This window comes from Actinoplanes lobatus (assembly GCF_014205215.1).
GTDB lineage: Bacteria > Actinomycetota > Actinomycetes > Mycobacteriales > Micromonosporaceae > Actinoplanes > Actinoplanes lobatus.
This window is the reverse complement of sequence record NZ_JACHNC010000001.1, coordinates 2,548,971-2,574,540: the sequence shown is the minus strand read 5'-3', so window position 1 is coordinate 2,574,540 and position 25,570 is coordinate 2,548,971. Positions and strand designations below refer to the sequence as shown.

Sequence of the window (25,570 nt, the reverse complement as noted above, 5' to 3'; positions counted from 1 at the left end):
GTCACAGTGCAATGCGTGACCTCCACCGCCTTCGGTCCTGCTGAACTGCTGCACCGGCTGCGGGCGCGCACCAACGGCACAGCGGTTTCGCCGGTCACCCACATCGAGCAGGTTCCCGCTCGCGAGGGCCGCCCGGCACCGTGGCCCTCCTGGACCGATCCCGCGGTGCGTGACGCCCTGATCGCGCAGGGAATCGCCACCCCGTGGGAGCATCAGGCGGCCGCGGCCACCCTCGCCCGGGAGGGCACACACGTCGTTCTGGCCACCGGCACGGCATCGGGCAAATCGCTCGCCTACCAACTGCCGGCACTCAGCACGCTCGCCACGGACCCTAAGGCGACGGTGCTCTATCTGTCACCCACCAAGGCGCTCGCCGCCGATCAGCTGCGCGGTCTGGTGCGGCTCGGGCTGGACGGGGTGCGGCCGGCCACCTACGACGGTGACACCCCACGCGAGGAACGGGAGTGGATCCGGCAGCACTCGCGCTTCCTGCTCACCAACCCCGACATGCTGCATCACAGCCTGCTGCCGGGCCACAGCCGGTGGGGGGTCTTCCTTCGCCGCCTCCGGTACGTGGTGATCGACGAATGTCACACGTACCGCGGGGTGTTCGGCTCGCACGTGGCGCACGTGCTGCGACGGCTGCGCCGGGCGGCGGCCCGGTACGGCGCCTCGCCGACATTCGTGCTGGCCTCGGCCACCTCCGGGGATCCGGCCGGGTCGGCGTCGAGGCTGACCGGGCTGCCGGTGACCGCGGTGACCGACGACGCCTCCCCGCGGGGCGCCGTGACATTCGCCCTGTGGGAGCCGCCACTGCTCCCCGTTCCCTCGTCCGTTGATGATCTTTTGGACGCGCCTCCCATCCGGCGGTCCGCCCTGCGGGAGACCGCCGACCTGCTCACCGACGCGGTCGTGGCCGGCACCCGCACGCTGGCCTTCGTCCGGTCCCGTCGCGGGGCCGAGGTGGTCGCCGCACTGGCCCGGCAGTCGTTGAACGAGGCGGTCCCCGGGCTCGGTGACCGGGTCGCCGCCTACCGGGCCGGCTATCTGCGGGAGGACCGGCGGGCCATCGAACGGGCGCTGCTCTCCGGGGAACTGCTCGGGCTGGCCTCCACCAACGCGCTGGAGCTCGGCGTCGACCTGGCCGGGCTGGACGCCGTACTGATCTGCGGTTATCCCGGCACCCGGGCGTCGCTGTGGCAGCAGGCGGGCCGGGCCGGACGGGCCGGCGGGGAGGCGCTCGCCGTGCTGGTGGCCCGGGACGATCCGCTCGACACCTACCTGGTGCACCATCCGGAGGCGGTGTTCGGGCGGCCGGTCGAGGCGACCGTGCTCGACCCGGCGAACCCGTACGTGCTCGGCCCACAACTGTGCTGCGCCGCGTCCGAGGCGCCGCTCACCGACGCCGACCTGGAACTCTTCGGCGACGCGGCGGCCGGGATCGTGCAGCGGCTGGTCGCCGAGGGGGTGCTGCGGCGGCGGCCCTCCGGGTGGTACTGGATCCATCGCGGGCGGCCGGAGGTCGACCTGCGCGGCACCGGCGGGGCGCCGGTGGCGGTCGTCGAGGCGTCGACCGGGCGGCTGCTCGGCACGGTCGACCCCGGTTCGTCGCACGTCATGCTCCACCCAGGCGCGGTCTACCTGCACCAGGGCGTGTCCTATGTGGTGGACGACCTCGATCTGGAGGACGCGATCGCGCTCGTCCACCAGGAGGAACCGGACTGGACCACGCACGCCCGGGACGTCACCGACCTCTCGGTGGTGAACGTCCGGTCGTATGTGGACGCCGGTCCCGTCGGCCTGTTCCTCGGCGAGGTGGACGTGACCAACCAGGTGGTGTCCTACCAGCGGCGGCGGATCGGCAGCGGCGAGGTCATCGACACCCGCCCGCTCGACCTGCCGGTACGCGAACTGCGCACGGTGGCCGTCTGGTTCACCGTCTCGCCGCGGGCGCTGGCCGCGGCCGGGGTGGAGCCGAGCGAGTTCCCGGGCGCGCTGCACGCCGCCGAGCACGCCGGGATCGGCCTGCTGCCGCTGATCGCCACCTGCGATCGGTGGGACATCGGCGGGTTGTCCACCGCCGGTCACGCCGACACCGAGGCGCCGACCGTCTTCGTCTACGACGGGCATCCCGGGGGTGCCGGGTTCGCCGAGCGGGCCTACGGAACGGCCGCGGAGTGGCTGCGGGCGACCCGGGAGGCGATCGCGTCGTGCGTGTGCGAGGCCGGTTGCCCGTCCTGCGTGCAGTCCCCGAAGTGCGGAAACGGCAACAATCCGCTGAACAAGGAGGACGCCGTGAAGGTGCTCGACGTCGTCCTGGGCGCGCTCCCTCCGTCACCCCCCGAAACTCACTGACGCGGCCGCCCGCCGTACCGGTCATGTGGGAATAGTCACACCGGAGATCGGGCCCGCCCGGGAGGCGGCTTCCGCACCATCCGGGGCGAACCGGAACCGGACCTCGGCCCGGACCACGATCTCCAGTCCCGAGACGACGCAATCGGACATGCTCGCCCCGTTGGCCTCGACGTAGCGCCGTGCCACCGCGCAGGCCGCCGCCTGCCCCTCGATGGCGTGCGCTCCCCCGGCCAGCGCCCCGAAGTCGGCCGCCACCTTGGCCTGGTGCCGGGCCACCCGGGCGGCGCCGACAGCGGCCAGGCCCGCGGCCAGCACGACCAGCACCGATCCGGCGGCCGCCACCAGAACCGATGCCGAGCCCCGGTCCCTCACCGCACAGCCGATGTCCCTCACGGGACAGGCGCCCCCTCCGGCTCGCGGGCCGCGGACGCGCTGGCCCGGACCGTCATCCCCGGCAGATCCGACCCGAGGATCCGGACCGGCGCCGACACCTCCGCCGTGACCGTCTCCCCGCCCTCCGACACCCGGATGGCGGCGCCCTCCGGAGCCAGCCGGCCCGCCGCCGTGGACGGCTCGCCGCGGGCCGCGGACAGCGCGGCCTCCCGGGCCGCGTCCAGGCACTGCATCCGGGTCGCCACCGCCGTGACGGCCGTGATGCCGGCGCTGAGCAGCACCATGAGCGCCGGCAGCCCGGCCGCGAGTTCCGCGGTGAACGAACCCCGGTCCCGGCCGGGCCACCGGCGCCGTCTCACTTCAGCGCCCGGGCGATGAGCGCGCTCAACGCCGACTGCACGGTCCCGCTGGTGATGACCTTGAGCAGGACGCCGGCGAAGGCCACCGCGGCAATGGTGCCCACGGCGTATTCGGCGGTGCTCATCCCGGCGTCCCCGGCTTCCGCCTGGAGCCGCCGGTAGTGGGCGATGAGTTTGTGCACTGGACCTCCTCGGTCGGTCGGGTACGGCGCCGGACACGCCGTACCGGGTTCGGAGCACGTCGCGGAGGATCGCGACGCCGGGTACGGCGCCGGACACGCCGTACCGGATTCACAGCACGTCGCGGAGGATCGCGACCATCGTCGGCACCAGGCCGGCGAGTACGAAGGCCGGCAGGAAGCACAGCCCGAGCGGAAGGACGATGAGGACACTCGCCCGTTGGGCGGCGGCCTCGTTCTCGACGGCGCGGTCGGCCCGCAGGTCACCGGCGAACCGTTCCAGCGCACCGGCCAGCGCACCGCCGCTCGCGCTGGACCGGACGGCCGCGGCGACCAGCCGCTCGCTCTGCGGCACCCCGGCCAGGTGCGCCCAGGCCTCGGGCGGGCTCGCGCCGAGCCGCAGCGATCGGGCGACCCGCTGGAGCCGGTCACCGAGCGGGCCGCCCAGGGCGTCCGCCACGGCGGCGATCGACCGGTCCACCGAGGTGCCGCCCTGCAATGCGGCCGCCAGCAGGTCCGCACCGAGCGGCAGGTCGGCCAGGGCCTCGGCGCGTTCCTGGCGGACCTCGGCCGGTTCCCGGCCGCGCAGGAAGCGCTCCGTCCCGAGGCCGGCCGCCACGCCCAGCGGGACACCCCATGGGCCGCCGATGAAGCCGGCGACGGCGAGCCCGGCCAGCACCGACAGCAGCACCCGGGTCCGCCGCCCGCCCGGTCGCCCGGAGCGGGGTCGCGACAGCCGCCGCCGGCCCGCCGGAAGGATCAGCAGCCCGGCAGCCAGCGCCGCACAACCCGCCACCACGATCCCGGTCATCGCGCCACCTCGGCAGGTTGCCCGCGGTCACCTTCCGGCCCGGTCGCCCGCGGGGAACCAGCCGGGACAGCCGGCCGCGCCGCGGCGCACGCCGAGGTCTCGCCGCCCGCTCCGACCAGGGCCGCCGCGCAGCACTCCCGCAACGGGACCCGGACCGGCCCACCGGGGCGCAGCAGCTCCGCCACGCCGCACACCGGCGTCATCGCAGCACCCGCTCGCCGATGCGCTGCGCCCATTTCAGGCCGCAGCACTGGAGGATCAGCGCCCCGATCGCGCACCCGGCGCCGCCCGGCGTATGCAGCAGCACGTCCATCGGGTCGCCGCCCAGCACATACCCGGCGCCGATCCCGGCGAACGGCAGCACCGCCAGCAGCCCGGCCGTCACCTGGGCCCCGGCCGCCTGGGCGCCCGCCTTCCTGCCGAGACGCCCGGTCTCCCGCGCGTCCGACTCGATCCGCTCGAGCAGGTCGGCGGCCGGCGCCCCGGTGTGTTCGGCGAGCCGCCACACCGCACCGGTCAGCCGCTGGATCCGCTCGTCCCCGGCCAACCGGGCCCCGCCCGCCGAGGTGGCCGCCACCACGGCCGCCGGAATGCCCGCCCGCAGGTCCGCCACCAGGGAGGTCAGCTCGTCGAGGGTCGCCATCCGCCGGGCGGCGCCACGTTTCCGCCGGTCCAGGCGTCGCCACTCGTGGACCGCCAAACCCGCGTACGCACCCGCCACGACCGCCGCGACCGGGCCGCCGGCCGATCCGGCGGCCACTCCGGCGACGACCGCGGCTCCGACGGCGAGACGCCACACCGGCCCGCCGAGCAGGGCGACGAGCACCCGTCGTACCCCGGTGAGGTCCAGCCGGGTCCGCCGCCCGGTCAGCCGGTCCCGCGCCCCACGCTCCGGACCGGCGACCAGGAACACGGCAGCCACCAGCAGCGTCACGAGCACCCAGGTCACGACCGCAGCACCTCGGGGACCGTGATCCCCCGCTCGGCGAGCAGCCGGGCCAGCACCGTGGCGCCCGGGCCGGGGCCGCGGTCGCGCTGCCAGGCCGGCACCACGGTCGCCAGCCGCTCCTCCCCCGCCGGCACGAGCACACCGATCGACTCCAGGAACCGGCCCGCACCGGTCCGCCGGACCTGCAACACCACCTGGAGCGCCGCCACCACCTGGGCGTGCAGCGCAGCCCGGGGCAGACCGCCGAGCAGTCCGAGCGCCTCGAGCCGGGCCGGTACGTCCCCGGGCGCGTTGGCGTGCAGCGTCCCGGCGCCGCCGTCGTGGCCGGTGTTGAGCGCGCCGAGCAGGTCGACGATCTCGGCACCCCGGCACTCCCCGACGACGAGCCGGTCGGGTCGCATCCGCAGCGCCTGCCGGACCAGGTCGGTCAGCCCGACGGCACCGGCACCCTCCACATTCGCGGTACGCGCCTGCAACGCCACCACATGCGGATGCACCGGCCGGAGCTCGGCGGCGTCCTCGACGAGCACGATGCGCTCGGTCGGCGGCACCAGCCCGAGCAGGGTGGCGAGCATCGTGGTCTTGCCGCTGCCGGTGCCACCGGTCACCAGGTACGCCAGCCGCCCCGTCACCACGGCCGTCAGCACCTCGGCGGCCACCGCCTCCACGGCGCCGTGCCGAACCAGGTCGTCGAGGCTGAACGGCCGCTGCCGGAAGGTCCGCAACGACAGGTACGGCCCGTCCGTGGCGATCGGCGGCAGCACCGCGTGCAGCCGGGTGCCGTCCGGAAGGCGGGCGTCCGCGAACGGCTGCCCGTCGTCGAGCCGTCGTCCACAGGCCGCGACCAGCCGCTGGGCCAGCCGCCGCACCTCGTCGCCGTCACCGAACCGGATCGCCGCCCGTTCCAGCCCGGCGCCCCGGTCCACCCACACGTGCAGCCGGTTGACGAGCACGTCGGTGACGGCGGGGTCGGCCAGCAGCGGCGCCAGCGGGCCGGCCCCGATCAGCTCGTCACGCACCCGCCCGGCCAGGCGCAGCACGGCCGTGTCACCGAGCACCGCGGTCTCCTGCCGGACGGCGCTCACCACGGCGGCCGGCGTCGCCTCCACCCCGTCGTACGCGAACCGGCGCCGCACCCGGTCCGTCACCCGGTCGCTGGATGACTCGCTCATGCCGCGGCCGCCTTCGTAACCGTCTCCATCAGTTCGCCGACCAGCCGGCGGCAGAGGTCGGCGAGCGGCCCCTTCCCGTCGGCCGTCGGCGCCGTACCGCGTTCGATGCCCTGGCAGACACCGGGTTCCGGCCGCAGGGTCCCGGCCAGCGGCAGACCGAGCGCCCGGGCGATGTCGCGTGCCTTGAGCCGGCCGGGCGCGGGGCCGCGAACCACGACCGCCACGTCGTCGCAGTGCACCGACACGGTGGCCGCGATCCGGGCCGCCGACGCGGTGGCCCGCAGCTCGGCCGGCACCACGAGCAGCGCGCGCTCGGCCGCCTGGAGCGCGAGCACGGCCGCGTCGTCGAGTTGCCGGGGCAGGTCGGCGACGATCACGTCTCGACCGCGGCGGGCCGCGTCGAGGGCGGCCGCCATCGCCTCGACCGGCACGCCGGGCAGCTCGTCCCGGTCGAAGGAGAGCAGCACCAGGTCGCCGCGGTGCGGCAGGGCGCCGAGCAGGGTGGGCGGGTCGACCCGCCCGTCCGCTCCGGCGAGGGCCGGCCAGCGCATGCCGTCCACCTGTTCCCAGCCGAGCACCAGGTCGAGGCCACCGCCGAGCGGGTCGGCGTCGACCAGCAGGGTGCGATAGCCGGCCCGGACCGCGGTGGTGGCCAGCCCGGTGGCGAGGATGCTCGCCCCGGCGCCGCCCCGGCCGCCGATCACCGCGAGGGTCCGTGCGGTGCTGAGCGGATCGGCGCGCCCGGCGAACTGGTCGACCATCCAGGGGTCGGCCTCCGGCAGGACCGCCAGGTTGTCGGCGCCGATGAGGTCGGCCATCTGGAAGGCCGGCCGCATCGTCTCCGGATGGCCGACCAGGATGAGCCGGGACCGCCGGGGCAGCCGGGCCCGGAGACAGGCGGCCGCCTGGTCGGCGCCGACCAGGACCATGGGGGCGCCAACCCAGCGGGCGCGGGCGGCGGCCGGGTCGGGCGCCACGTCGACCTCGGTTCCGCCGGCCGCGGCGAGGCGCAGCAGGTCGTCGAGCAGGTCCTGGTCGGCGGTCACGATGAGGGGGCGGCGCGGAGCGGGCATCGGATCTCCAGCGGGGGCGGCGGGGTTGGGCGCCCACCGTCGCCGAGCCCGGACAGCCGCGACAACCACCACCAGCCTCGACTGTGGATAACCACGAGGCCTGTGGACAACCGCTACGCACGGCGATGATCTGGTAAGCCGCAGGCATGCGCGTGACCGGATTGGGTATGTTCGGCTACCACACGGACCGATGGAGTTGGTATGGAGAACTCGATCCGGACCACGCGCACCGATGACGGGTCGGTCACGGTCACGGTGCTGGGGGAGGTCGACTTCGCCAACTCCGACATGGTGGCCCAGGGCATCCACGACGCGATCACCGACTGGTCGCCCACGGCCGTCCGGGTGGATCTGCGCGACGCCGCCTTCATCGACTCGACCGGGCTCGGCGCGCTGATCGAGGGCTACCGCACCGCTGAGGCCAAGGGCGTCACCTTCGAGGTGCTCAATCCGAGCGACACGTTCCGGCGGGTGCTGTCGGTGACCGGTCTCTCCGACTTCTTCGGTCTCATCGACGACCGTGACGAGGAGCCGAGCCGGGCCTCCGGCGCCTGATAACGGGAACGACCCCCGTCGGGGGAGACGGGGGCCGCCCTGGGATTCGGCTCCGGGGGGGTCGAGCCGAATCAACTCGGCGATCGCGGGGGGCGCAATCACCGAGCGCCGGAATCACCGGGCGCAACGACAGCAACACACAACCCGGTAACAAACACAAGTCTGCCTCAGGACCGGGTTCCCCGTCGAGTACCGAATGTGGCCCCTGCAACGTCTCCTGCCCGTCTGACCGTTCTCACAGCGCGTCACGAACAGGCGCGTCCCGCGTTCGGGGCAGTCGTTTCGAGCATGTTGCGGCTACACTTTCGGCCCGTGGGCCTCAGCGCCGCGTTTTTCGACCTCGACAAGACCGTCATCGCGAAGTCCAGTGCGCTGGCTTTCGGACGGCCGTTCTATCGTGATGGGCTGATCAGCCGCCGTGACGTGGTGAAAACCGCCTATGCGCAGCTGATGTTCCGGCTCGGCGGGGGCACCGACGAGCAGTCGATGGCCCGCACCCGCGACTACATGGCGGCCCTCTGCAAGGGCTGGCGGGTCGAGCAGGTGCAGCAGATCGTCGCGGAGACGCTCAACGATCTCATCAACCCCTATGTCTATGCCGAGGCGGCCGCGCTGATCGCCGAGCACCAGGCGGCCGGCCGCGATGTCGTGCTGGTCTCCGCGTCCGGCGACGAGATGGTCCGCCCGATCGGCGCGCTGCTCGGCATCACCGACGTGATCGCCACCCGCATGGCCATCGTCGACGGGCGGTACAGCGGGGCCGTCGAGTTCTACTCGGCCGGATCGGCCAAGGTCGTCGGCGTCAAGCGGCTGGCCGAGGAGCGGGGCTACGACCTGACCCGGTGCTACGCCTATTCGGATTCGAGCAGTGACCTCCCGCTTCTCGAGGCGGTCGGTCTTCCCAGCGTGGTCAACCCCGACCGCGCCCTGCGCCGGGTGGCCGCGCTCCGGTCCTGGCCGATCATGGAGTTCCGCAACCCCGTACCCCTGGGAAAGCGCCTGCGTGACCGCCCGGCCGTGCCGGTCGCCGCGGCCTTGGGCGTCGGCGTCGGCGTCGCGATCGGCTTCGCCCTCTACGGCCGCCATCGCCGCACCCGCTCCGCCGTCGCGTAAAAATCAAACCCCTATCTCGTACGGGCTACCCGAACCCGCCGTAGAAGACCCGCGACCTCCTGCCGCTACAGGCCGCAACGCGCCCGCCGGCGTGAGTGGGTGGTGCCGCACGGGCCACCGGGTCGGGTGGGGTGAGGATCGGTCTGAGCATTCGTCTTAGGGGCCTCTTTTCGGGCGAAATCTGGTGATCAAGCGGAGGGCGGCGTAGAAATGACTCGCGGGCCCGGAAACGTCGGGCACCGTGCACGGCCACCGGGAACCCACGCGCGATCAGCCACGGCAGGCACGTTGCGGCGGGACCTCCGCTCGAAAGAGCGCCAGGACCGTCGACAACGACTCAGGTGCACGCTTGATAACCCGGTCCGGACGCGCGAAGCCGGCGCCCCCGCGAGGGACGCCGGCTCCTCCATGTCTTACGGGTCAGTTCTCGGCCGCGGCCCGGTGCCGGTTGCGGATCTCCTGGTAGACGGCGCGGAAGAGTTTCGGCCGGGAGTGGAAGTCGACGCCCTGCGCCCACAGTTCGGTGTTCACGGTGGCGCCGTCGTGCCGTTCGATCAGCACGGTGGTGTCGTTCTGCAGCTCCCACCGCCCGAGCTTGTGGATGGACTGGTGCAGGTGCACGCCGGCGATGTCGTGCCACCGGAGGCTCCGCGAGCGCAGCAGGCCGCGGATGAGCACGCCGTCGCTGCTCACGTAGACGCCGTGCCGCAGGATCCGCCAGGCGCCGATCACCCAGACCGCGGCCAGGGTGCAGGCGACCGCCCGCACCCCGTGCCCGATCAGGTCGAACTGGCGGATCGAGGCCCAGGTGAGCAGCGCGAGAGCGACGGCCTCCCAGACGATGACGAGCCAGCGGCCGTTGCCCGGCGAGTACGGGCGGACCCAGTGCGAACCCACGCAGGAAAGTATGCCGCCCGGTCAGACCGCGGCCAGCACACCGTCTCCGATGACGGCGATCTCCTCGGCCCCGGCCGTGATCGCCGCGGCGTAGTGGCGCAGCCAGGACCGCACCCCGTCGGTGGTGCCGGTGGCGTAGGCGCCGGCGGATCCCACGTACTCCGGCTCTCGGGAAAGGTGACCCACCTCGACCGTGACCAGACCGCGGGGGTCGAAGCCCCGGCCGATCAGGGTGAGGCGGGCGGCGGCCCGGGCCACGACGCCGGCCGGCCCGGCGAACGGGCGCAGGGTGACCAGTTCGGCGTGCACGACGGCGGCGAGCAGCATGGGCGGGGTGGTCTCGTTCCCGGCGACCAGCCCGGCGAGCGCGTCGATCCGCTCGGCGCCGGAGGTGAGCCGGCCGAGGTCGTGGTCGTGGACGACGCCTCGGGCGGCGAGCACGTGCAGCTTGGCCAGCACCTGGCGGGGCGCGCGGGGCCAGAGGTCGACCAGGCCGGGCAGCGCCTCGGCGACCCGGAGCGCGCCCTGCACGACCGGATCGGTGACGGTGCCGCCGCGCACCTCTTCGAGGTCGAAGCGGCTGCCGTCGAGGGCGGCGCTGGCGACCGCGGCGCGCAGGCTGGCCTCCGCGGCGACCTGGCCGCCGTGCTTGCGCAGGGCGCGATGGCGGTGGGCGGCGTCGACGGCGTCCCGCGCGCCCGCGAAGGCGGGCGCCACGTCGGCGAGGTCGAGCAGGGGTGCTAGTGGATCCACCTGAACACGGTAACCGGTAAAACGACGGAAACACGGGGTGCACAAACAAGCTTGGAAATGGCAAGATTCGCGCAGTAGCGAGCATCAATCCGCCAGTCAGCGCGCGCACGACACCATCGGGCGCGGGCTGCGGCGCAAAACTTCGCGGGATCCTCCGGCACAACTAGTGTGCAACGAGAGAGACCCCGGTCACGGCAGAGGAGCCGCCCTAATGAGCGAGCTTGCGAGCGAATCATCGAGCTCAGTCTTCAACTCATGTCGACACCGGAGCGAAGCGGAGGTGGCGGCATGAGCGAGACACTGGAGAACCTGTCCTCGGAGACGCGGCAGTTCCCGCCGCCCGCCGACCTCGCGGCGAACGCGAACGTCAAGGCCGACGCGTACGAGGTGGCCGCCGCCGACCGGCTGGCCTTCTGGGCCGAGCAGGCCGGGCGGCTCGCGTGGACGAAGCCGTGGGACCAGATCCTGGACTGGTCGAACCCGCCGTTCGCCAAGTGGTTCGTCGGCGGTGAGCTGAACATCGCCTACAACTGCGTGGACCGGCACGTCGAGGCCGGCAACGGCGACAAGGTCGCGATCCACTGGGAGGGCGAGCCCGGCGACACCCGCACGGTCACCTACGCCGACCTCCAGAGGCTGGTCAGCCAGGCGGCCAACACGCTCACCGGCCTCGGTGTGACCGCCGGCGACCGGGTGATGATCTACCTGCCGATGATCCCGGAGGCCGCGGTCGCGATGCTGGCCTGCGCCCGGATCGGCGCCACCCACAGTGTGGTGTTCGGCGGCTTCTCGGTGGACGCGCTGGCCACCCGGATCGAGGACGCCGACGCCAAGGTCGTGATCACCGCCGACGGTGGTTACCGCCGTGGCAAGCCGTCCGCGCTCAAGCCGACCGTGGACGAGGCGGTGGCCCGGACCGACCGTATCGAGCACGTGCTGGTGGTCCGCCGGACCGGCGAGGAGGTCGCCTGGACGGACAAGGACAAGTGGTGGCACGAGACGGTCGAGCAGGCCAGCCCGGAGCACAAGGCGCAGTCGTTCGACGCGGAGCACCCGCTCTTCATCCTCTACACCTCGGGCACCACCGGTAAGCCGAAGGGCATCCTGCACACCACCGGCGGTTACCTGACCCAGGCGTCGTACACGCATCATGCGGTCTTCGACCTGAAGCCGGAGACCGACGTCTACTGGTGCACCGCCGACATCGGCTGGGTGACCGGGCACTCGTACATCGTCTACGGCCCGCTCTCCAACGGCGCGACCCAGGTGATGTACGAGGGCACGCCGGACACCCCGGACCGCGGCCGGTTCTGGCAGATCGTCGACAAGTACAAGGTGTCGATCCTCTACACCGCGCCGACGCTGATCCGCACCATGATGAAGTGGGGCGACGACATCCCCGCCAAGTACGACCTGTCGTCCCTGCGGGTCCTCGGCAGCGTGGGCGAGCCGATCAACCCGGAGGCGTGGATCTGGTACCGGCAGCACGTGGGCCGGGAGCGCACCCCGATCGTGGACACCTGGTGGCAGACCGAGACCGGCGCCATCATGATCTCCCCGCTGCCCGGGGTGACCGCCGCGAAGCCGGGTTCGGCGATGACCGCTCTGCCGGGCATCAGCGCCGACGTGGTCGACGACGAGGCTCGGTCGGTGCCGGACGGTGGCGGCGGCTTCCTGGTGCTGCGTGACCCGTGGCCGTCGATGCTGCGCACGATCTGGGGCGACGACCAGCGGTTCCTGGACACGTACTGGTCCCGTTTCGGCGCCGGTGCGGGCAACGGCGACGAGTGGATCTACTTCGCCGGTGACGGCGCGAAGAAGGACGAGGACGGCGCGCTCTGGCTGCTCGGCCGGGTCGACGACGTCATGCTGGTGTCCGGGCACAACATCTCCACCACCGAGGTGGAGTCGGCGCTGGTGTCGCACCCGGCGGTGGCCGAGGCCGCGGTGGTCGGCGCGGCCGACGCGACGACCGGGCAGGCGATCGTCGCGTTCACCATCCCGCGCGGCAACGTCGACACCGCGGGCGAGGCCGGCGAGGCCCTGATCAAGGACCTGCGCGACCACGTGGCCAAGACGCTCGGCCCGATCGCCAAGCCGCGTCAGATCATGCTGGTTCCGGAGCTTCCGAAGACCCGCTCCGGCAAGATCATGCGGCGGCTGCTGCGGGACGTGGCGGAGAACCGGTCGCTCGGCGACGTGACCACGCTCCAGGACTCGGCCGTCATGGACCTGATCTCCTCGGGTCTTCAGTCAGCCAAGTCGGAGGACTGACGACAGTCCACAAAGGCTGGTAGCGCATATCGCGCTGCCAGCCTTTCTGTCTTTTATGCCGGTATTGACAGTATGGCAAGGTCATACTGGATAACCGTTGGTCATCAATATGCTTCCAGTTCCCCGAACATCGGCTTGTTTGCATACGTTCACCTGAGTCCCGAACCCCGGGACCGTTTCACGCCGAGCTCCACACCCGGAGCCCGGCATCGAAAACGGAGGTAAACGTAGTGCGCAAGGTGGTCGCAGGGCTGCTTGGCGCCGTGGTCGTGACCAGTGTCGGGGCGATGGCACCGACGATGGTCGCAGCGGCACCCCCCTCGGATCCAGTTCCCTCGTCAGCGGCCGGCGAGGCGGCCCCGGTCGATGATCTGCCCAACCCCCTTGAGGAGAAGCGCCGCGCATTGCGCGAGCAGGCGGTCTCCGAGGTGATCAGCGGTGAGGCCAAGGTCGAGACCCGCAACGGCAGCAAGGTCGTCAATCTGGGCCGGACCTACGGCAACGGGGGCTTCGGTCACCCCGGCAAGAACCAGTACGTGGAACTGGGCCGTGAACAGACCGACAAGATCTTCGTGATCCTGACCGAGTTCGGCAACACGCGGCACCCGTCGTACCCGGACCAGGACACGACGACGCAGTACGCCGGCCCGTCGACCTTCGAGGGCCCGCTGCACAACGCCATCCCGGCTCCGGACCGGTCGGTGGACAACTCCACGGTCTGGCAGGCGGACTACGCGCCGGACTACTTCCGGAAGCTGTACTTCGGCACCGGCAAGGACGTCGAGTCGGTCAAGACCTACTTCGAGAGCCAGTCGTCCGGCCGCTACAGCGTCGACGGACAGGTCTCCGACTGGGTCAAGGTGCCCTACAACGAGGCCCGCTACGGCCGGTCCAACGACAACCCGATCGACGCCAACGGCGACGACCCGGCCGTCTGCGAGAGCAGCAACTGCACCAACGTGTGGGCGCTGGTCCGGGACGGCGTGAACCAGTGGTACGCGGACCAGAAGGCGGCCGGCAAGACCGAGGCCGAGATCAACGCCGCGCTCAAGGAATACGACGTCTACGACCGGTACGACTTCGACGGCGACGGCAACTTCAACGAGTCCGACGGCTACCTGGACCACTTCCAGATCGTCCACTCCGGCGGCGACCAGGCCGACGGTGACCCGTCCCAGGGTGAGGACGCGGTCTGGAGCCACCGCTGGTACGCCTACTCCAGCAGCGCCGGGGTGACCGGCCCGGACTTCAACAAGCTGGGTGGCACCCAGGTCGGCACGAGTGGCCTGTGGGTCGGTGACTACACCATCCAGCCGGAGAACGGCGGCCTGAGCGTCTTCGTCCACGAGTACACGCACGACCTCGGTCTGCCGGACGACTACGACACCAGCGGGCGCGGCGACAACAACAGCGAGCACTGGACGCTGATGGCGCAGAGCCGTCTCAACGCCAAGAACGACCAGGGCATCGGCACCCGCCCCGGCGATCTCGGCGCGTGGAACAAGCTCCAGCTGGGCTGGCTCAACTACGAGACCGTCAAGGCCGGCGCCAAGAAGGTCGTCAACCTGGGCCCGGAGGAGTACAACACCAAGAAGAAGCAGGCCATCGTGGTGAACCTGCCGGACAAGCCGGTCACCACCAACCTCGGGGCTCCGTACGCCGGGTCCAAGCAGTTCTTCTCCGGCAACGCCGACGACCTGAACGTCTCGCTGTCCACGCCGATCGACCTGACCGGCAAGACGACCGCGAGCTTCAACGTCAAGGGCCGCTACGCGATCGAGCTGGACTACGACTACCTCTACGCCGAGGCCTCCACCGACGGCGGCGCGACCTGGACGAAGCTCGACGGTACGGCCGCGGGCGCGCCCTTCATCAAGGACGGCGCGGGTGCTCCGGCGATCAGCGGCACGACCAAGGACGCCTGGGTCGACGTCACCGTTCCGCTGGACGCGTACGCCGGCAAGAAGTTCGACTTCCGGCTGCGGTACGTGACCGACGGTGGCGTCTCGGAGGGTGGCTTCTTCGGCGACGAGCTGACCGTCACCGCCGACGGTGCCGTGATCAGCACCGAGGGGGCCGAGGCCACCTCGACCTGGACGCTCGGCGGCTTCACGATCGTGGGCGCCTCCGTCACCCAGAGCTACCCGAACTACTACATCGCCGGTTACCGCAGCTACACGTCGTACGACAAGTACCTGGCGACCGGGCCGTACAACTTCGGCTTCCTCAACACGAAGCCGGACTGGGTGGAGCACTACAACTACCAGCAGGGCCTGCTCATCTCGTACTGGGACACCTCGCAGGTGGACAACAACACCAACGAGCACCCCGGTGTGGGCCGCAACCTCTATGTCGACGCCCACCCGAAGCCGTTCCTGAACCCGAACGGGGTTCCGTGGCGGTCGCGGGTCCAGGTGTACGACGCGCCGTTCGGCTTCTACCCGACCGACGGGATGAAGCTGCACCTCAACGGCGTGGAGTCGGTGGTCAAGCCGCTGCCCGGCAACCCCGTCTTCAACGACAAGGACAAGTACTACTACGAGGAGCTGCCGAACCACGGCGTCAAGCTCCCCGCGGTCGGCGTCAAGATCGCGGTGCTGAGCCAGGTCGGCACGTCCATGACGGTCGCCGTCTTCTGATTCTCACGGCAACACGCGGCGCCCGGGTCGACACGGCCCGGGCGCCGTTCCACGTTCGGGAACCGATGCCCCCGGCGATTCGTCCTACCTTCGACGCCTTACCCGGGAAGGATTCAGTCATGCGCGCTCGTCCTCCGTACCGGATCGGTCTGGCTTTGATGGCCGCGGCGATCGTCGCCGGTTGCGCCTCCTCCCCGTCCTCCGGCACTCTGCCGGCGTCCTCCTCCCCCTCCGCGGCGCCCACAGCGCCGTCTTCAGCAGCGCCGTCTTCAACAGCGCCGTCCTCGGCGGCACCGCCGTCCGCGGAACCGCTGCCGACGATCACGTTGACGAAGAAGCCGCCGAAGGAGCCCACCGATCCGCAGCCGAGCACCGGCTGGGTGGCCGGAATGGTCACCCGTGGGGGTAAAGGTCCGTGTTACGGCATGATCGCCGACGACGGCCAGCGGTACGCGCTCTACTCCACCGAGGGCGTCGAACTGGCCAAGGGCGACCGGATCAATGCGCACCTGGAGACCACCATGCTGCGCATCTACTGCGGCCCGGGCACCCTGATGGCGATGACCGAGGTGGAACGGATCAAATGATCACGGTGTGGCTTGATTTCGGCACTGCCCGGCATCATGTGTGACAGCGGCGCATAGGCTGACGGGATGGGCGGTCGGGTGGACGAGTCGTGCGTGCTCACGGAAGGGCCGTGGAAGCACCGGTTCGTCGGCGCGAACGGCAGCCGGTTCCACGTCGCTGAGGTCGGCACCGGCCCGCTCGTGCTCTTCCTGCACGGCTTCCCCGAGTTCTGGTGGGCCTGGCACGACATCATGACCCGCGTCGCGGACGCGGGCTTCCGGGCCGCCGCCATCGATCTGCGCGGTTACGGCGCGAGCGACAAACCACCCCGGGGGTACGACGGCTACACCATGGCCGCCGACGTCACCGGCCTGATCCGGGCTCTCGGCGAACGGTCGGCAACCGTGGTCGGCGCGGGCGCCGGCGGCATGATCGGCTGGGCGGCCGCCTCGTTCCACCCGAAACTGGTCAACCGGCTCGTGGTGCTCGGCGCGGCGCATCCGCTGCGGTTGCGGGCCGCCCTCTTCGCCGACCCGCGGGGCCAGCTCTCCGCGTCGGCGACCGTCCTGCGCTTCCAGGTGCCGCGCTTCGAGCACGTGCTGACCCGTGACGACGCCGCCCTGGTCGGTGAGCTGATGACCCAGTGGTCCAGCCCGCGGTTCGCGGCCTCACCGGAGTTCGCGGAGTACTCGGCCCGCTGCCGGGAGGCGATGCAGATCCCGCAGGCGTCGTTCTGCGCGCTGGAGGCGTACCGGTGGGTGGCGCGCAGCGCTCTGCGACTCCAGGGCTACCGGTTCGTGAAGCTCATGCAGCGACCGTCGAGTGTGCCGACCCTGCAACTGCACGGCGAGCTGGACACCGCGGTGCTGCCCCGCACCGCACAGGGTTCGGGACGCTACGTAACCGCTCCGTACGAGTGGCGGCTGATTCCGGAGGCCGGGCACTTCCTCCATCAGGAGACGCCGGACATGGTCACCGGCGAGATCCTGCGCTGGCTCAAGACCCCATCCTGAGCAGCCCCTTAGGCTCGCCTTAAGTGATCTTTAGTGGACCGGTCAAGTCCGCTTCGTCTCGCTTAGTGTCACGGTCGTGGAAGCGGTGGTACCGCTCCCAGACATGCCACCCAACGTAGCCACACCGTCCCCGCAGAACGACTCAGCCCCCACCCGTCCGAACCGATGCCCGGTGACCAATCCCCTTTCTCTCCTCGCCGGTCACGGGCATCGGAACGGACAAGGGCTCCCCGCCTTCGAGGCGGGGAGCCCTTCCCATTTCTTGCGTCTCGGCTGCGCGCCGGGTCAGACGCGGTGCTCGTAGCGGTCGCGAACCTCGCCGGCCGGAGCCCAGCCCTGGTAGACGCCGTAGTCGAACTCCTCGAGCCCGAGCTGGCGGGCCACCGGGGCGCGGCCACCGGTGTACTCCAGGCGCAACCAGTTGTCGGCCTCGGCCAGCACGATGAACGGCTCACCCCGCCAGGTGCAGAGGGTCCGGACGTAGGACATCTCGTCGTACTCCTCCGGCTCCAGGACACGGACGAACCGGCCCGGCCGGATCTCCTCGAAACCGTCGAGCGCGGTGGTGCTGTAGATCCGGACCCGGTCGCCGTCGGGCGCCGCGTCGAACTCCTGCCCCTGCCAGGAGACCACGTATCCGTCGCGCATCACTGCTCACCCACCCGGCGCCACAGCGGGCCGTCCATGTCGAAGATCGCGATCATCCGCTCGTTGCCGTCCGTGTCGATGCGCCACAGCTGTGCGCCGTGCGGCAGCCGGACACTGTCCACCTTGAACTCGGCGATGACGTCACGGCCCTCACCGGGCGCGAACCCGTTGCCGCGGAACGGGGGACGCTCGATCACCCAGCCGTCCATGGCACGCAGCGCCTGCTCGTTCTGCCCGCCGTACGGGATCCGGTACAGGCTCGGCCGGTACGCCGGCCAGCGCAGCACGAACGCCTCCTTGGCGTCCGGCTGGAACGGGGACGCCTCGTAGTACAGCCCCAGCGCGCCGAACAACTCCCCCGGAGTGCCCAGGTGCTCGACCTCGGAAGCCCGGTGCACGAAACCGGCCACCCGGTCGTAACCCCGGTCCAGGTAGTAGTCGACCTGCTCGGCGGAGATCGTCTTCTGCATGACGGTGGCCTGCTGCGCCTCGTCGCTGGCGGGCTCCGGAGCCGGCACCGGACCGGTCGGCGTCTCGGTGACCGGGCTCTCGGCGGGCTCGGCGCCGAGACCGGCCTCGGTGGCCCAGTTGGCCAGCGCGATGATCTGGGCGCCCGGGTACTTCGCCCCGACCGGCGTGCCCGGGTTCACGGCGAACGACCAGGCCGGATCGGGCCAGTTCCGGATCAGCTCGTAGAAGCGGACCCCGACCGTACGGGTCGGCTCACCGAAGTGCTCGGAGAGCCGGTCCTTGCTGGTGAAGACGATGAGATAACGCTCGCCCTCCACCTCCTCCGGCAGGAAGGCGAAGCCGGACTCACCGGGCGCGCTGCCCGGACGGGAGTTACTGGCGACCGGCACCAGAACCTTGGCGAGCAGCAGCGTCGACAGGAAGACGTCGGTGTTGCCGGTGTCCGCCGCATCCTGCAGCTCGCGCTCGACATCGTTGGCCGGGACGAACTCGTCGGCGGCCGGCCCGCGTGCCCCGGTCGCCGAACCCGCGACACCCAGGTTGGAGGCCCCGGACGGGGTGTAGGCAGTCGACACGGACAGCGCCTGCGTCGCGAAGGCCTGCGTCGCGTAGGCGGAGGCCGGGCTGCCCTGCGGCGGCAGACCGTAGGCAATCGGGCTGGGCGCCGTCGCCGGGTAACCGACGGCCGCGGCCGGAACGGCGGAACCCTGGCCGGGCCGGTCGAACCCGGACCCGGACGGGGCCGAGTAGGCCCGGTCGGCACCCGCGGCGCCCGGAATCACCGGGGGAATCAGATTCGTCTTCGTCGTGGCCGCGGGATGCTCCTCGGGGCTCGGCGCGACGGGCGGCGCCGGTGCGATCGAGGGCGGCGGCCCGGAGGGGCCGAAACGGTCCGTGGACGGCGGCGGGGCCGTGCGGTCCCAGGCCGGGACGGACGGTTCGGTCGCCGGAGCACGATTCACGCCGAGCGCCTGAGCGGCGGCGGCCATCGAGGCCGGACGCTCGGACGGCGGAGTGACCTGGCGGCGCGGCAGGCCACCGGGCCCCGCGCTTCCCGCTCCCGGACCATCGAGATCGGGGCCACCGAGACCCGGTGCGGACGGGCTGACCGGCTGGGGACCCGCGGCCGGGGTGGAACCACCACCGGCCGAACCCGGGCCGAACCCGGGCCCAGCGCCCGTGGGGCCGAAGCCGGCCCCGGCCGGACCGAGACCGGTCCCCGAGGCTGCCGGGTTGAACTCCACGCCCGAGCCTCCCGGGCCGAACCCGGCCCCCGAACCTCCCGGACCGAACCCGGACGCGGGCGAACCCGAAACAGACCCGGCGCTGGACGAACCCGGACCGAACCCGGGTGCGGGCGAACCCGGAACAGGCCCGGAACCGAAATCGGGGGCGGGTGAACCCGGAACAGGCCCCGTGGAGCCAGTGGGACCGAATCCGGGCGCCGGCGAGGCCGGAGCGGGACCACCCGCGGGAGAAGCGGGACGAATCGCGGGCGCCGGCCGACCGGCGTTGCTCACATTCGTCGAGGAAGGGACGAACCCGGCCATGCTCGACATGGAACCGCCGCCGGAGGACTGCCCAGGCTGTCGCCGCGGCAGAGCGGGACCCCCGAGCGGTGCACCCGACGAGGGCGCGCCGCCGAACGGGGCACCCGCGGGCGGGGCACTGCTGAACGGGGCACCCGCGGGCGGGGCGCTGGCGGGCGGCGCACTCGCCGGAAGGGTGCCGCTGGGTGGGCCGCTCGCCGGGCGGGCGCCGGTGTTCCCGGCCCAGCTCGGGTTGATCTGCGCCTCAGCCGGGTCATACGGCGCGACGACGTGCTCGGGCACCGGCGGCGTGTTGGCCATCGGGGTGCGCACCGGCAGCGGCGCACGCAGGTCCTGGAGTGGCCCGCGCGGGTCCTCGTCGGGGCTGAACGGCATTCCGGGCCGCTCCCACCCGGGCGTGGCCATGCCCGACCCGGAAGCACCCCGGCCGGCCGGAATCCCGGAGGACGGAACCGCCGACGCCGGCGCGAGACCGGGCGGAACGGACCCCGGACCCGCCGGGCTCTGCGGTGCTCCCGAGGTCGGGGGCACCGGGTAGGCCGCGGGCGCGGGCGGAGCCGCGTAGGCGGCCGGAGGCGGGTAACCCGCGGACGCGGCAGGAGCCGAAGGCTGGTAGCCCGTGGATGCGGGAGGAGCGGGAGGCTGGTAGCCCGCGGGAGCGGGCGGGACCGGCGACTGGTAGGCCGCGGAGATGGCCGGAGCGGTCGTCCCCGACGGCGCGCGCACCGGCAGACCGCTGGACGCGGTCCCGCTGGGCGTCCGCAGCGGGAGACCACCCGGCCCGACCGGAGGCTGTGCGCCGCCGGGGGCGCCCACCGGCAGGACGCTCGGTGCCGCGGCCGGCGCCTCGTCATAGGTCGGCCCACCGGCCGTGTTCTCCCCGGTCCGGCTCGCCGCCAGCGCCGCCGCGCCGAGCTCCTGGATCTTCGAGGTGGTGTGCGCCTCACGCCCGGGACCCCGGGTGGGCAGCCGCAGGTCACCGCGAGCGAGCTGGGCCACGAACCAGGCCGGCAGGTAGCCCTCGATCGGCAGGCCGGGGTTGACCGCCAGCCACCACTCGAGGTTGGGCCAGGTGTTGGCCAACTCGGCATACGGCACCCGCCGCGCCGAACCGGAGTAGTCGGCGAGGCAGGCCCGCAACGCCGCATTCGACGTGAACGCCAGCACATGGGTGCGGCCGCCGGTGCTCCACGTGCCCCAGCCCAACGGCGCGAGGCCGGCCAGAACGTCGGCGGAGACCGGTAACAACAAGTCGACACCGGCGAGAATGCGGAAGTAGGACTCCTGATCGTCGGTGCGCAACGCATCGCGCATCGCGACCTCGGCGTCCGTAGCCGGTTCCCACTCGGACACGTCCACCCTCTCCCCACGCGTGCCAACGAGGCCAACTCAACGCGTATAACCTACAAGGTCAGGCCACAATCACAATGGGCGGCGGTGTGCTGACAGTTAGGTCGCAACATCGGCACGCCGGGGACGAGATCACCCACGCCTCACGAGCGCTCATTGACAACCTGACGCGATCATTCAATAACCGATGGTAACCGCGAGAGCGGGGCAGACCATTACGCGAATGGGCGACCCCGACAGCTCACTGGAACCGCTGGGTCGCCGCCCGCTCGGTGTCGAGGTAGTCGTTGCACGAGTGGTCCACGGCACCCTTGATCCGCCGCAGGATGTGCGACAGGTCCTCGGAGGCCTGCCGCCACTTGGCTTGACGCTCCGCGTACGCCTCCTGGGCCGAACCCTCCCAGGTCTGGACCAGCGGGCCCGCGTCGCGCTCGAGCTGGTCGAGGTTCGACCGCAGCGTGTTCAGCGCCTTCTCGATGTCGGCGCCGGCCTGCTGGAGCGCGCCGAAGTTGACGAGCAGAAGACCGTCATTCATGGGATTCCTCCGATCGATCAGAGCGGCAGAGTGAACGTGCCGCCGGTCTGGCTGACCCGGGAAGCGGCGTCACTGTCGGCCGCGTCGTAACTGGTGCCGGACGAGCGAATCGCCTCGGCGGTCTCGGCGAGCGCGTTGTTGAGGCTGTTCAGATCCGTCGCGTACTGCTGCTTGACATGCTCGAACGCGTTCGCGCCCATGCCCTTCCAGGAGCTGCTGAGAACCGACAACTCGGACATCAGCGTGCTCAGCATGCTCTGTAGCGCGGCGTTCGTGTCGTCGAACTTGGTGGCGGTACTCGCCATCACCGCGGCTTCGGCTTGCGTCTGCGCCATCGGACGTCACCCCTCCCGTTCAGAAATCCGATTCGGACCAACGCTTCATCGACGTGGGCCACTAGGCTAGCCGGTCGCGGCCTGGACCGGGGGCCCGCCGCGAACGACATCGGCGACGACGTTAGCGGCCCGGAGCGAGAGACGGCAGTCCTGGTGACGAACCTGTGGATAACTCCGTGATCGTTTCCGGCCCTGTGGACGAACCCCGGGTCCGGCCTCGCGCTGCCCTACGATATGGGCCGCGCATGACCGTGGAGGAACGACCGACGACGGAGAGGGGCGGCTCGTGAGCATCGATGTCGCGGTCCCTGTGACCGAGTCCCTGGTCCGCCCCCGGCGGCGCGGGCTCGGCGCGAGCACGGAGCAGATCGTGATCACCCAGGTGGCGGCGGTTCTGCTGCTGTCCGGGTTCGCCATCGGCGGCATCGCGATGGTGCCCGCGGTGGCCGCCGCGGCCGCCCTGCTGGCGCTGACCTGGGTGCGTCTGCGCGGCCGGTGGGCATTTCAGTGGCTGGGTGTCCTGATCCGGTTCGCCGGGCGCCGCCGGAGCGCCCCGATCGACGGCACCACCGCGCTGCTGGGCTATGCGGCTCCGCGGGTCCGGCCGACGACGCTGGATCTGCCGGGCGAGCCGGCGGCGGCGCTCGCCGACGACGCCGGCCTCACCGTCATGATCGAGCTCGGCGACCCGGCCGACGAGGCGTCACCCGTCCCGTCGTTCGCGACGGTGCTGCAGGCCACCGGGCGCGACGGCGCCACCGGCAAGGACCAGCCGACCGTCCGGGTTCAGCTGGTGCTGAGCGCCGTCTCGGCACCGACCGCGGGGTCCGGCACCGGCCCGCCACAGAGCTCGTACCGGACTCTCGCCGAGGGCAGCTCGCTCGGCCATCTCCGCGCGGTGCTCGCACTGCGTGTCTCGCGGGCCGGTGGCTGGTCGGAGGAGGAGCTGCACCGCAGTCTGGCCGGCATCACCCGGCGGGTGACCCGCCGGCTCGGGGCGGCCCGCCCGCTGGGCGAGGTGGCGGCCCTCCGGGCGATCGCCGACCTGGCGAACACCGACGCCTCCGGCGGTCCCGGCCCCGCCCAGGAGAGCTGGGCCGGGCTGCGGCTCGGCGGGCTGCTCCAGGCGACGTTCCACTGCCGGCCGGCGGCCGGCCGCGATCTGCCCGGTGCGCTGATCACCCGCATCCTGCACCTGCCCGCCGCGGCCACCACGGTGGCACTGACGGCGACCGCCCTGTTCGTCCGGCTCGCCGCTCCGGACGCCCCGAGTCTCGAGGCCGCGAGCCGGGCGCTGCGCACGCTGCTCGCCGCCGAGCGGATCCGGATCCGCCGGTGGGACGGCGCTCATCTGCCCGGTCTGGCCGCGACACTGCCGCTGGGCGGTCCGGCGCCGGACGGGCCGGTCTTCGGCGTCCCGGAGGTGCCGATCAGCCCAGCCGGGCTGATGGTGGGGCGAAACCGGCACGGCGGCCCGGTGCTGGTCAAGCTGTTCCGGCCGGAGCCGACCCGGGCACTGCTGGTGGGCGGGCTGGGCGGCGCGCAGATGCTCGCGTTCCGGGCCATGGCGACCGGCGCCCGGGTGCAGGTCCGGACGACCCGGCCGCACGACTGGGAGCCGTTCGCCCGGGGCGCGGCCGTGCCCGGCGAGTCGATCACGATTCTTCCGCCCGGCAGCCCGTTCGAGGCTCCGGCCGGGTCGGTGCGGCATCCGGTGCTCACCATCCTCGACACCGGCGCGACGACGGCCGGCCGGGAGCCGTCCCGGGAGGAGGGCTGGCAGACCACGCTGGTGTTCCGGGACGAATTCGGGACGGCGGACGTGCCACACGCCACCGAGGCCGACGTGGTGGTGCTCCAGCCGCTGCTCCCGGCCGAGGCGACGCTGCTCGGTGGGGCGCTCGGGCTCGGTGACACCACGCCGTATTTCACCCGGATGCGGGCCGACATGATCGCCGTGGTGAACCGGCGGGCGGTCCGGTGGGCCACCCTGTCACAGACTCCGATCGAGCAGTCCCTGATCGGGCCACCGGCGCGATATCAGCCCGTCGGGTGACACCCCCGCGGGCATAGATCTCGAAAAGATCCCGGGTTGTCGTTTCCACGAGTGGATCACACATGGCACCATCGCACGCCATGGGCATCCTCATTCGGCTGGTGATCACCGCCGTATCGCTGTGGATCGCGACCCTGGTGATCGACGGCATCCAACTGACGGCCGATACCGCCACGAGCAAGGCGGGCACGCTGCTCGCCGTCGCCGTGATCTTCGGTCTCATCAACGCGATCCTGCGGCCGATCATCAAGACCATCGGCTGCGGGTTCTACGTTCTCACGCTCGGCCTGGTCGCGATTCTCGTCAACGGTCTGCTGCTCCTGCTCACCAGCTGGATCGCGGGCAAGCTGGAGCTGGGCTTCCACGTCGACGGGGTGATCGCCGCGATCCTCGGCGCGCTGCTGGTCGGTGTCGTGAGCTGGGTCCTCAACATGCTGGTTCCGGACGGCGACGACTGATCGCGAATGACCAGGCCGCGAGTGCCGGATTGGCCTCGTGACCTGGTTCATACGCAAGGACCGCTGAATCCCCCTGCCCTTACCGTGGGGGGATGAGCGACGAGCGGCGTGGATATCTGTACGGCCTCACGGCGTACACGATTTGGGGTTTCTTCCCCATCTACTTCAAGCTGCTCCGCCCGGCCCCGCCGCTGGAGATCCTCGCCCACCGGGTGCTGTGGTCGGTCGTCTTCGTGGCACTGCTGCTCTCCGCGATGCGCAACTGGCGCTTCCTGTCCCGCCTGCTGCGCACGCCCCGCCTGCTCGGTGGGATCTCCCTGGCCGCGGTCCTGCTCGCGGTCAACTGGGGCACCTACATCTACGGTGTGAACTCGTCCCGGGTCGTGGAGACGGCACTCGGCTACTTCATCACCCCGCTGCTGGTCGTCCTGCTCGGCGTCACCGTGATGCGGGAGCGGCTCCGGGCCCTGCAATGGGTGGCCGTCGGGATCGGCGTGCTGGCGGTGGTCATCCTGACCCTGGACTATGGGCGGCTGCCGTACATCGCGCTCGCCCTGGCCGTCTCGTTCGGCTGCTACGGTCTGATCAAGAAGCGCATGTCGCTACCGCCCGCGGAGGGCGCGTTCGTCGAGTCGGGTGTTCTGGCGCTGCCCGCGCTGGCGTACCTGACCTGGCTCAACCTGTCCGGGGACGCGCATTTCGGGCACGTGTCGGGCACCCACACCGTGCTGATGATGCTCTCCGGGGTGGCCACCGCGGTCCCGCTGCTGCTGTTCGCCGCGGCGGCGAACCGGGTGCCGCTGGTCGGGCTCGGCATTCTTCAGTACGTGGCGCCGATCCTGCAACTCGCCGTCGGCCTGCTGATCTACCACGAGCCGATGCCGGCGGCCCGGCTCGCCGGGTTCGGGCTGGTCTGGCTCGCGCTGATCGTCTTCACCGTGGACGGCATCCGCAGCGCCCGGACCGCGGCCCGCAACCGCGCGGCCGCCGCAACCACGCCGACCCCCGAAGCCCTGCCCGCCCGCTGACCCCGCCGCGAGGGAAAACCGCGAGGGGGAGGAAGGC

The 25,570-nt window shown here is 71.8% G+C and carries 24 protein-coding genes; 10 read left to right on the top strand and 14 right to left on the bottom strand.

Annotated features, from left to right (window positions below; all coding sequences use genetic code 11):
* Positions 1 to 6: 6 nt before the first annotated feature.
* Positions 7 to 2,355: a DEAD/DEAH box helicase gene (locus BJ964_RS11870; protein WP_188120724.1), complete on the top strand. Its 2,349-nt coding sequence runs from the start codon at positions 7 to 9 to the stop codon at positions 2,353 to 2,355.
* Positions 2,356 to 2,376: 21 nt separating this feature from the next.
* Here BJ964_RS11870 and BJ964_RS11865 read toward each other — a convergent pair whose 3' ends face one another.
* From BJ964_RS11865 to ssd, 8 genes are all read right to left on the bottom strand, one after another.
* Positions 2,377 to 2,727, bottom strand: a complete 351-nt coding sequence (locus tag BJ964_RS11865; RefSeq protein WP_229806897.1) for an Rv3654c family TadE-like protein — start codon at positions 2,725 to 2,727, stop codon at positions 2,377 to 2,379.
* A 17-nt stretch (positions 2,728 to 2,744) separates the two neighbouring features.
* Positions 2,745 to 3,107, bottom strand: coding sequence for a TadE family type IV pilus minor pilin (locus BJ964_RS11860; protein ID WP_188120723.1), 363 nt, complete (start codon positions 3,105 to 3,107; stop codon positions 2,745 to 2,747).
* Positions 3,104 to 3,232 (bottom strand): DUF4244 domain-containing protein, encoded by a 129-nt coding sequence (locus BJ964_RS11855; protein ID WP_221246146.1) that lies wholly within the window; start codon positions 3,230 to 3,232, stop codon positions 3,104 to 3,106. Before BJ964_RS11855 ends, BJ964_RS11860 begins: the two co-directional genes overlap by 4 nt.
* 166 nt (positions 3,233 to 3,398) lie before the next feature.
* A complete protein-coding gene (locus BJ964_RS11850) occupies positions 3,399 to 4,097 on the bottom strand; it encodes a type II secretion system F family protein (RefSeq protein WP_188120722.1) in 699 nt (232 codons plus the stop codon).
* Positions 4,094 to 4,300 (bottom strand): hypothetical protein, encoded by a 207-nt coding sequence (locus tag BJ964_RS11845; RefSeq protein ID WP_188120721.1) that lies wholly within the window; start codon positions 4,298 to 4,300, stop codon positions 4,094 to 4,096. Before BJ964_RS11845 ends, BJ964_RS11850 begins: the two co-directional genes overlap by 4 nt.
* Positions 4,297 to 5,046 carry a type II secretion system F family protein gene (locus tag BJ964_RS11840; RefSeq protein ID WP_223149528.1) on the bottom strand — a complete coding sequence of 250 codons (750 nt, stop codon included), beginning with the start codon at positions 5,044 to 5,046 and terminating at the stop codon, positions 4,297 to 4,299. The genes BJ964_RS11845 and BJ964_RS11840 overlap by 4 nt, the downstream gene beginning before the upstream one ends.
* Complete coding sequence (locus tag BJ964_RS11835; RefSeq protein ID WP_188120720.1) at positions 5,043 to 6,218, bottom strand: TadA family conjugal transfer-associated ATPase; 1,176 nt, start codon at positions 6,216 to 6,218, stop codon at positions 5,043 to 5,045. Before BJ964_RS11835 ends, BJ964_RS11840 begins: the two co-directional genes overlap by 4 nt.
* On the bottom strand, positions 6,215 to 7,264 hold the full coding sequence (gene ssd, locus BJ964_RS11830) for a septum site-determining protein Ssd (protein WP_188126903.1): 1,050 nt from the start codon (positions 7,262 to 7,264) through the stop codon (positions 6,215 to 6,217). The genes BJ964_RS11835 and ssd overlap by 4 nt, the downstream gene beginning before the upstream one ends.
* A gap of 228 nt (positions 7,265 to 7,492) precedes the next feature.
* On the opposite strand from ssd, the gene BJ964_RS11825 reads away from it, so the two are divergent.
* Entirely contained in the window at positions 7,493 to 7,846 is a 354-nt protein-coding gene (locus BJ964_RS11825; RefSeq protein WP_188120719.1) for an STAS domain-containing protein, read from the top strand.
* Between the two features lie 312 nt (positions 7,847 to 8,158).
* Positions 8,159 to 8,959, top strand: coding sequence for an HAD family hydrolase (locus BJ964_RS11820; protein WP_188120718.1), 801 nt, complete (start codon positions 8,159 to 8,161; stop codon positions 8,957 to 8,959).
* Between the two features lie 420 nt (positions 8,960 to 9,379).
* On the opposite strand, the gene BJ964_RS49080 is transcribed toward BJ964_RS11820, so the two are convergent.
* Positions 9,380 to 9,856, bottom strand: coding sequence for a PH domain-containing protein (locus BJ964_RS49080; RefSeq protein WP_188120717.1), 477 nt, complete (start codon positions 9,854 to 9,856; stop codon positions 9,380 to 9,382).
* A 21-nt stretch (positions 9,857 to 9,877) separates the two neighbouring features.
* The gene (locus BJ964_RS11810; protein WP_229806896.1) at positions 9,878 to 10,609 is read right to left on the bottom strand and encodes a Fic family protein; all 732 of its coding nucleotides are present in this window, start codon (positions 10,607 to 10,609) and stop codon (positions 9,878 to 9,880) included.
* 288 nt (positions 10,610 to 10,897) lie between these two features.
* On the opposite strand from BJ964_RS11810, the gene acs reads away from it, so the two are divergent.
* The 4 genes from acs to BJ964_RS11790 all read left to right on the top strand — a co-directional run bounded on the left by acs (position 10,898) and on the right by BJ964_RS11790 (position 17,102).
* Positions 10,898 to 12,883 (top strand): acetate--CoA ligase, encoded by a 1,986-nt coding sequence (acs, locus tag BJ964_RS11805; RefSeq protein WP_188120715.1) that lies wholly within the window; start codon positions 10,898 to 10,900, stop codon positions 12,881 to 12,883.
* 287 nt (positions 12,884 to 13,170) lie between these two features.
* Positions 13,171 to 15,522: an immune inhibitor A domain-containing protein gene (locus BJ964_RS11800; RefSeq protein ID WP_188120714.1), complete on the top strand. Its 2,352-nt coding sequence runs from the start codon at positions 13,171 to 13,173 to the stop codon at positions 15,520 to 15,522.
* A 119-nt stretch (positions 15,523 to 15,641) separates the two neighbouring features.
* Positions 15,642 to 16,109: a hypothetical protein gene (locus BJ964_RS11795; RefSeq protein ID WP_188120713.1), complete on the top strand. Its 468-nt coding sequence runs from the start codon at positions 15,642 to 15,644 to the stop codon at positions 16,107 to 16,109.
* A gap of 66 nt (positions 16,110 to 16,175) precedes the next feature.
* Positions 16,176 to 17,102 carry an alpha/beta fold hydrolase gene (locus BJ964_RS11790; RefSeq protein ID WP_188120712.1) on the top strand — a complete coding sequence of 309 codons (927 nt, stop codon included), beginning with the start codon at positions 16,176 to 16,178 and terminating at the stop codon, positions 17,100 to 17,102.
* 285 nt (positions 17,103 to 17,387) lie between these two features.
* Here BJ964_RS11790 and BJ964_RS11785 read toward each other — a convergent pair whose 3' ends face one another.
* The 4 genes from BJ964_RS11785 to BJ964_RS11770 form a co-directional block, all read right to left on the bottom strand.
* Positions 17,388 to 17,753: a hypothetical protein gene (locus BJ964_RS11785; protein ID WP_188120711.1), complete on the bottom strand. Its 366-nt coding sequence runs from the start codon at positions 17,751 to 17,753 to the stop codon at positions 17,388 to 17,390.
* Entirely contained in the window at positions 17,750 to 21,124 is a 3,375-nt protein-coding gene (locus BJ964_RS49075) for an SseB family protein (RefSeq protein WP_188120710.1), read from the bottom strand. The genes BJ964_RS11785 and BJ964_RS49075 overlap by 4 nt, the downstream gene beginning before the upstream one ends.
* Before the next feature lie 238 nt (positions 21,125 to 21,362).
* Positions 21,363 to 21,656: a WXG100 family type VII secretion target gene (locus tag BJ964_RS11775; protein WP_188120709.1), complete on the bottom strand. Its 294-nt coding sequence runs from the start codon at positions 21,654 to 21,656 to the stop codon at positions 21,363 to 21,365.
* Between the two features lie 17 nt (positions 21,657 to 21,673).
* Positions 21,674 to 21,991, bottom strand: a complete 318-nt coding sequence (locus tag BJ964_RS11770) for a WXG100 family type VII secretion target (protein WP_183225896.1) — start codon at positions 21,989 to 21,991, stop codon at positions 21,674 to 21,676.
* Between the two features lie 286 nt (positions 21,992 to 22,277).
* On the opposite strand from BJ964_RS11770, the gene BJ964_RS11765 reads away from it, so the two are divergent.
* The 3 genes from BJ964_RS11765 (at position 22,278) to rarD (ending at position 25,533) form a co-directional block, all read left to right on the top strand.
* Positions 22,278 to 24,047: a type VII secretion protein EccE gene (locus BJ964_RS11765; RefSeq protein WP_188120708.1), complete on the top strand. Its 1,770-nt coding sequence runs from the start codon at positions 22,278 to 22,280 to the stop codon at positions 24,045 to 24,047.
* Positions 24,048 to 24,127: 80 nt separating this feature from the next.
* Positions 24,128 to 24,505, top strand: coding sequence for a phage holin family protein (locus tag BJ964_RS11760; RefSeq protein ID WP_188120707.1), 378 nt, complete (start codon positions 24,128 to 24,130; stop codon positions 24,503 to 24,505).
* A 92-nt stretch (positions 24,506 to 24,597) separates the two neighbouring features.
* Positions 24,598 to 25,533 carry an EamA family transporter RarD gene (rarD, locus tag BJ964_RS11755; RefSeq protein ID WP_188120706.1) on the top strand — a complete coding sequence of 312 codons (936 nt, stop codon included), beginning with the start codon at positions 24,598 to 24,600 and terminating at the stop codon, positions 25,531 to 25,533.
* The last annotated feature ends 37 nt before the right edge of the window (positions 25,534 to 25,570 follow it).

Coding starts and splice junctions, on each gene's coding strand:
- BJ964_RS11800 (WP_188120714.1), top strand. CDS start 13,171: ATGGCACCGACGATGGTCGCAGCGGCACCCCCCTCGGATCCAGTTCCC.
- BJ964_RS11760 (WP_188120707.1), top strand. CDS start 24,128: ATGGGCATCCTCATTCGGCTGGTGATCACCGCCGTATCGCTGTGGATC.
- acs (WP_188120715.1), top strand. CDS start 10,898: ATGAGCGAGACACTGGAGAACCTGTCCTCGGAGACGCGGCAGTTCCCG.
- BJ964_RS11845 (WP_188120721.1), bottom strand. CDS start 4,300: ATGACGCCGGTGTGCGGCGTGGCGGAGCTGCTGCGCCCCGGTGGGCCG.
- BJ964_RS11770 (WP_183225896.1), bottom strand. CDS start 21,991: ATGGCGCAGACGCAAGCCGAAGCCGCGGTGATGGCGAGTACCGCCACC.
- BJ964_RS11795 (WP_188120713.1), top strand. CDS start 15,642: ATGCGCGCTCGTCCTCCGTACCGGATCGGTCTGGCTTTGATGGCCGCG.
- BJ964_RS11835 (WP_188120720.1), bottom strand. CDS start 6,218: ATGAGCGAGTCATCCAGCGACCGGGTGACGGACCGGGTGCGGCGCCGG.
- BJ964_RS11825 (WP_188120719.1), top strand. CDS start 7,493: ATGGAGAACTCGATCCGGACCACGCGCACCGATGACGGGTCGGTCACG.
- rarD (WP_188120706.1), top strand. CDS start 24,598: ATGAGCGACGAGCGGCGTGGATATCTGTACGGCCTCACGGCGTACACG.
- BJ964_RS11775 (WP_188120709.1), bottom strand. CDS start 21,656: ATGAATGACGGTCTTCTGCTCGTCAACTTCGGCGCGCTCCAGCAGGCC.
- BJ964_RS11855 (WP_221246146.1), bottom strand. CDS start 3,232: ATGAGCACCGCCGAATACGCCGTGGGCACCATTGCCGCGGTGGCCTTC.
- BJ964_RS11790 (WP_188120712.1), top strand. CDS start 16,176: ATGGGCGGTCGGGTGGACGAGTCGTGCGTGCTCACGGAAGGGCCGTGG.
- BJ964_RS11850 (WP_188120722.1), bottom strand. CDS start 4,097: ATGACCGGGATCGTGGTGGCGGGTTGTGCGGCGCTGGCTGCCGGGCTG.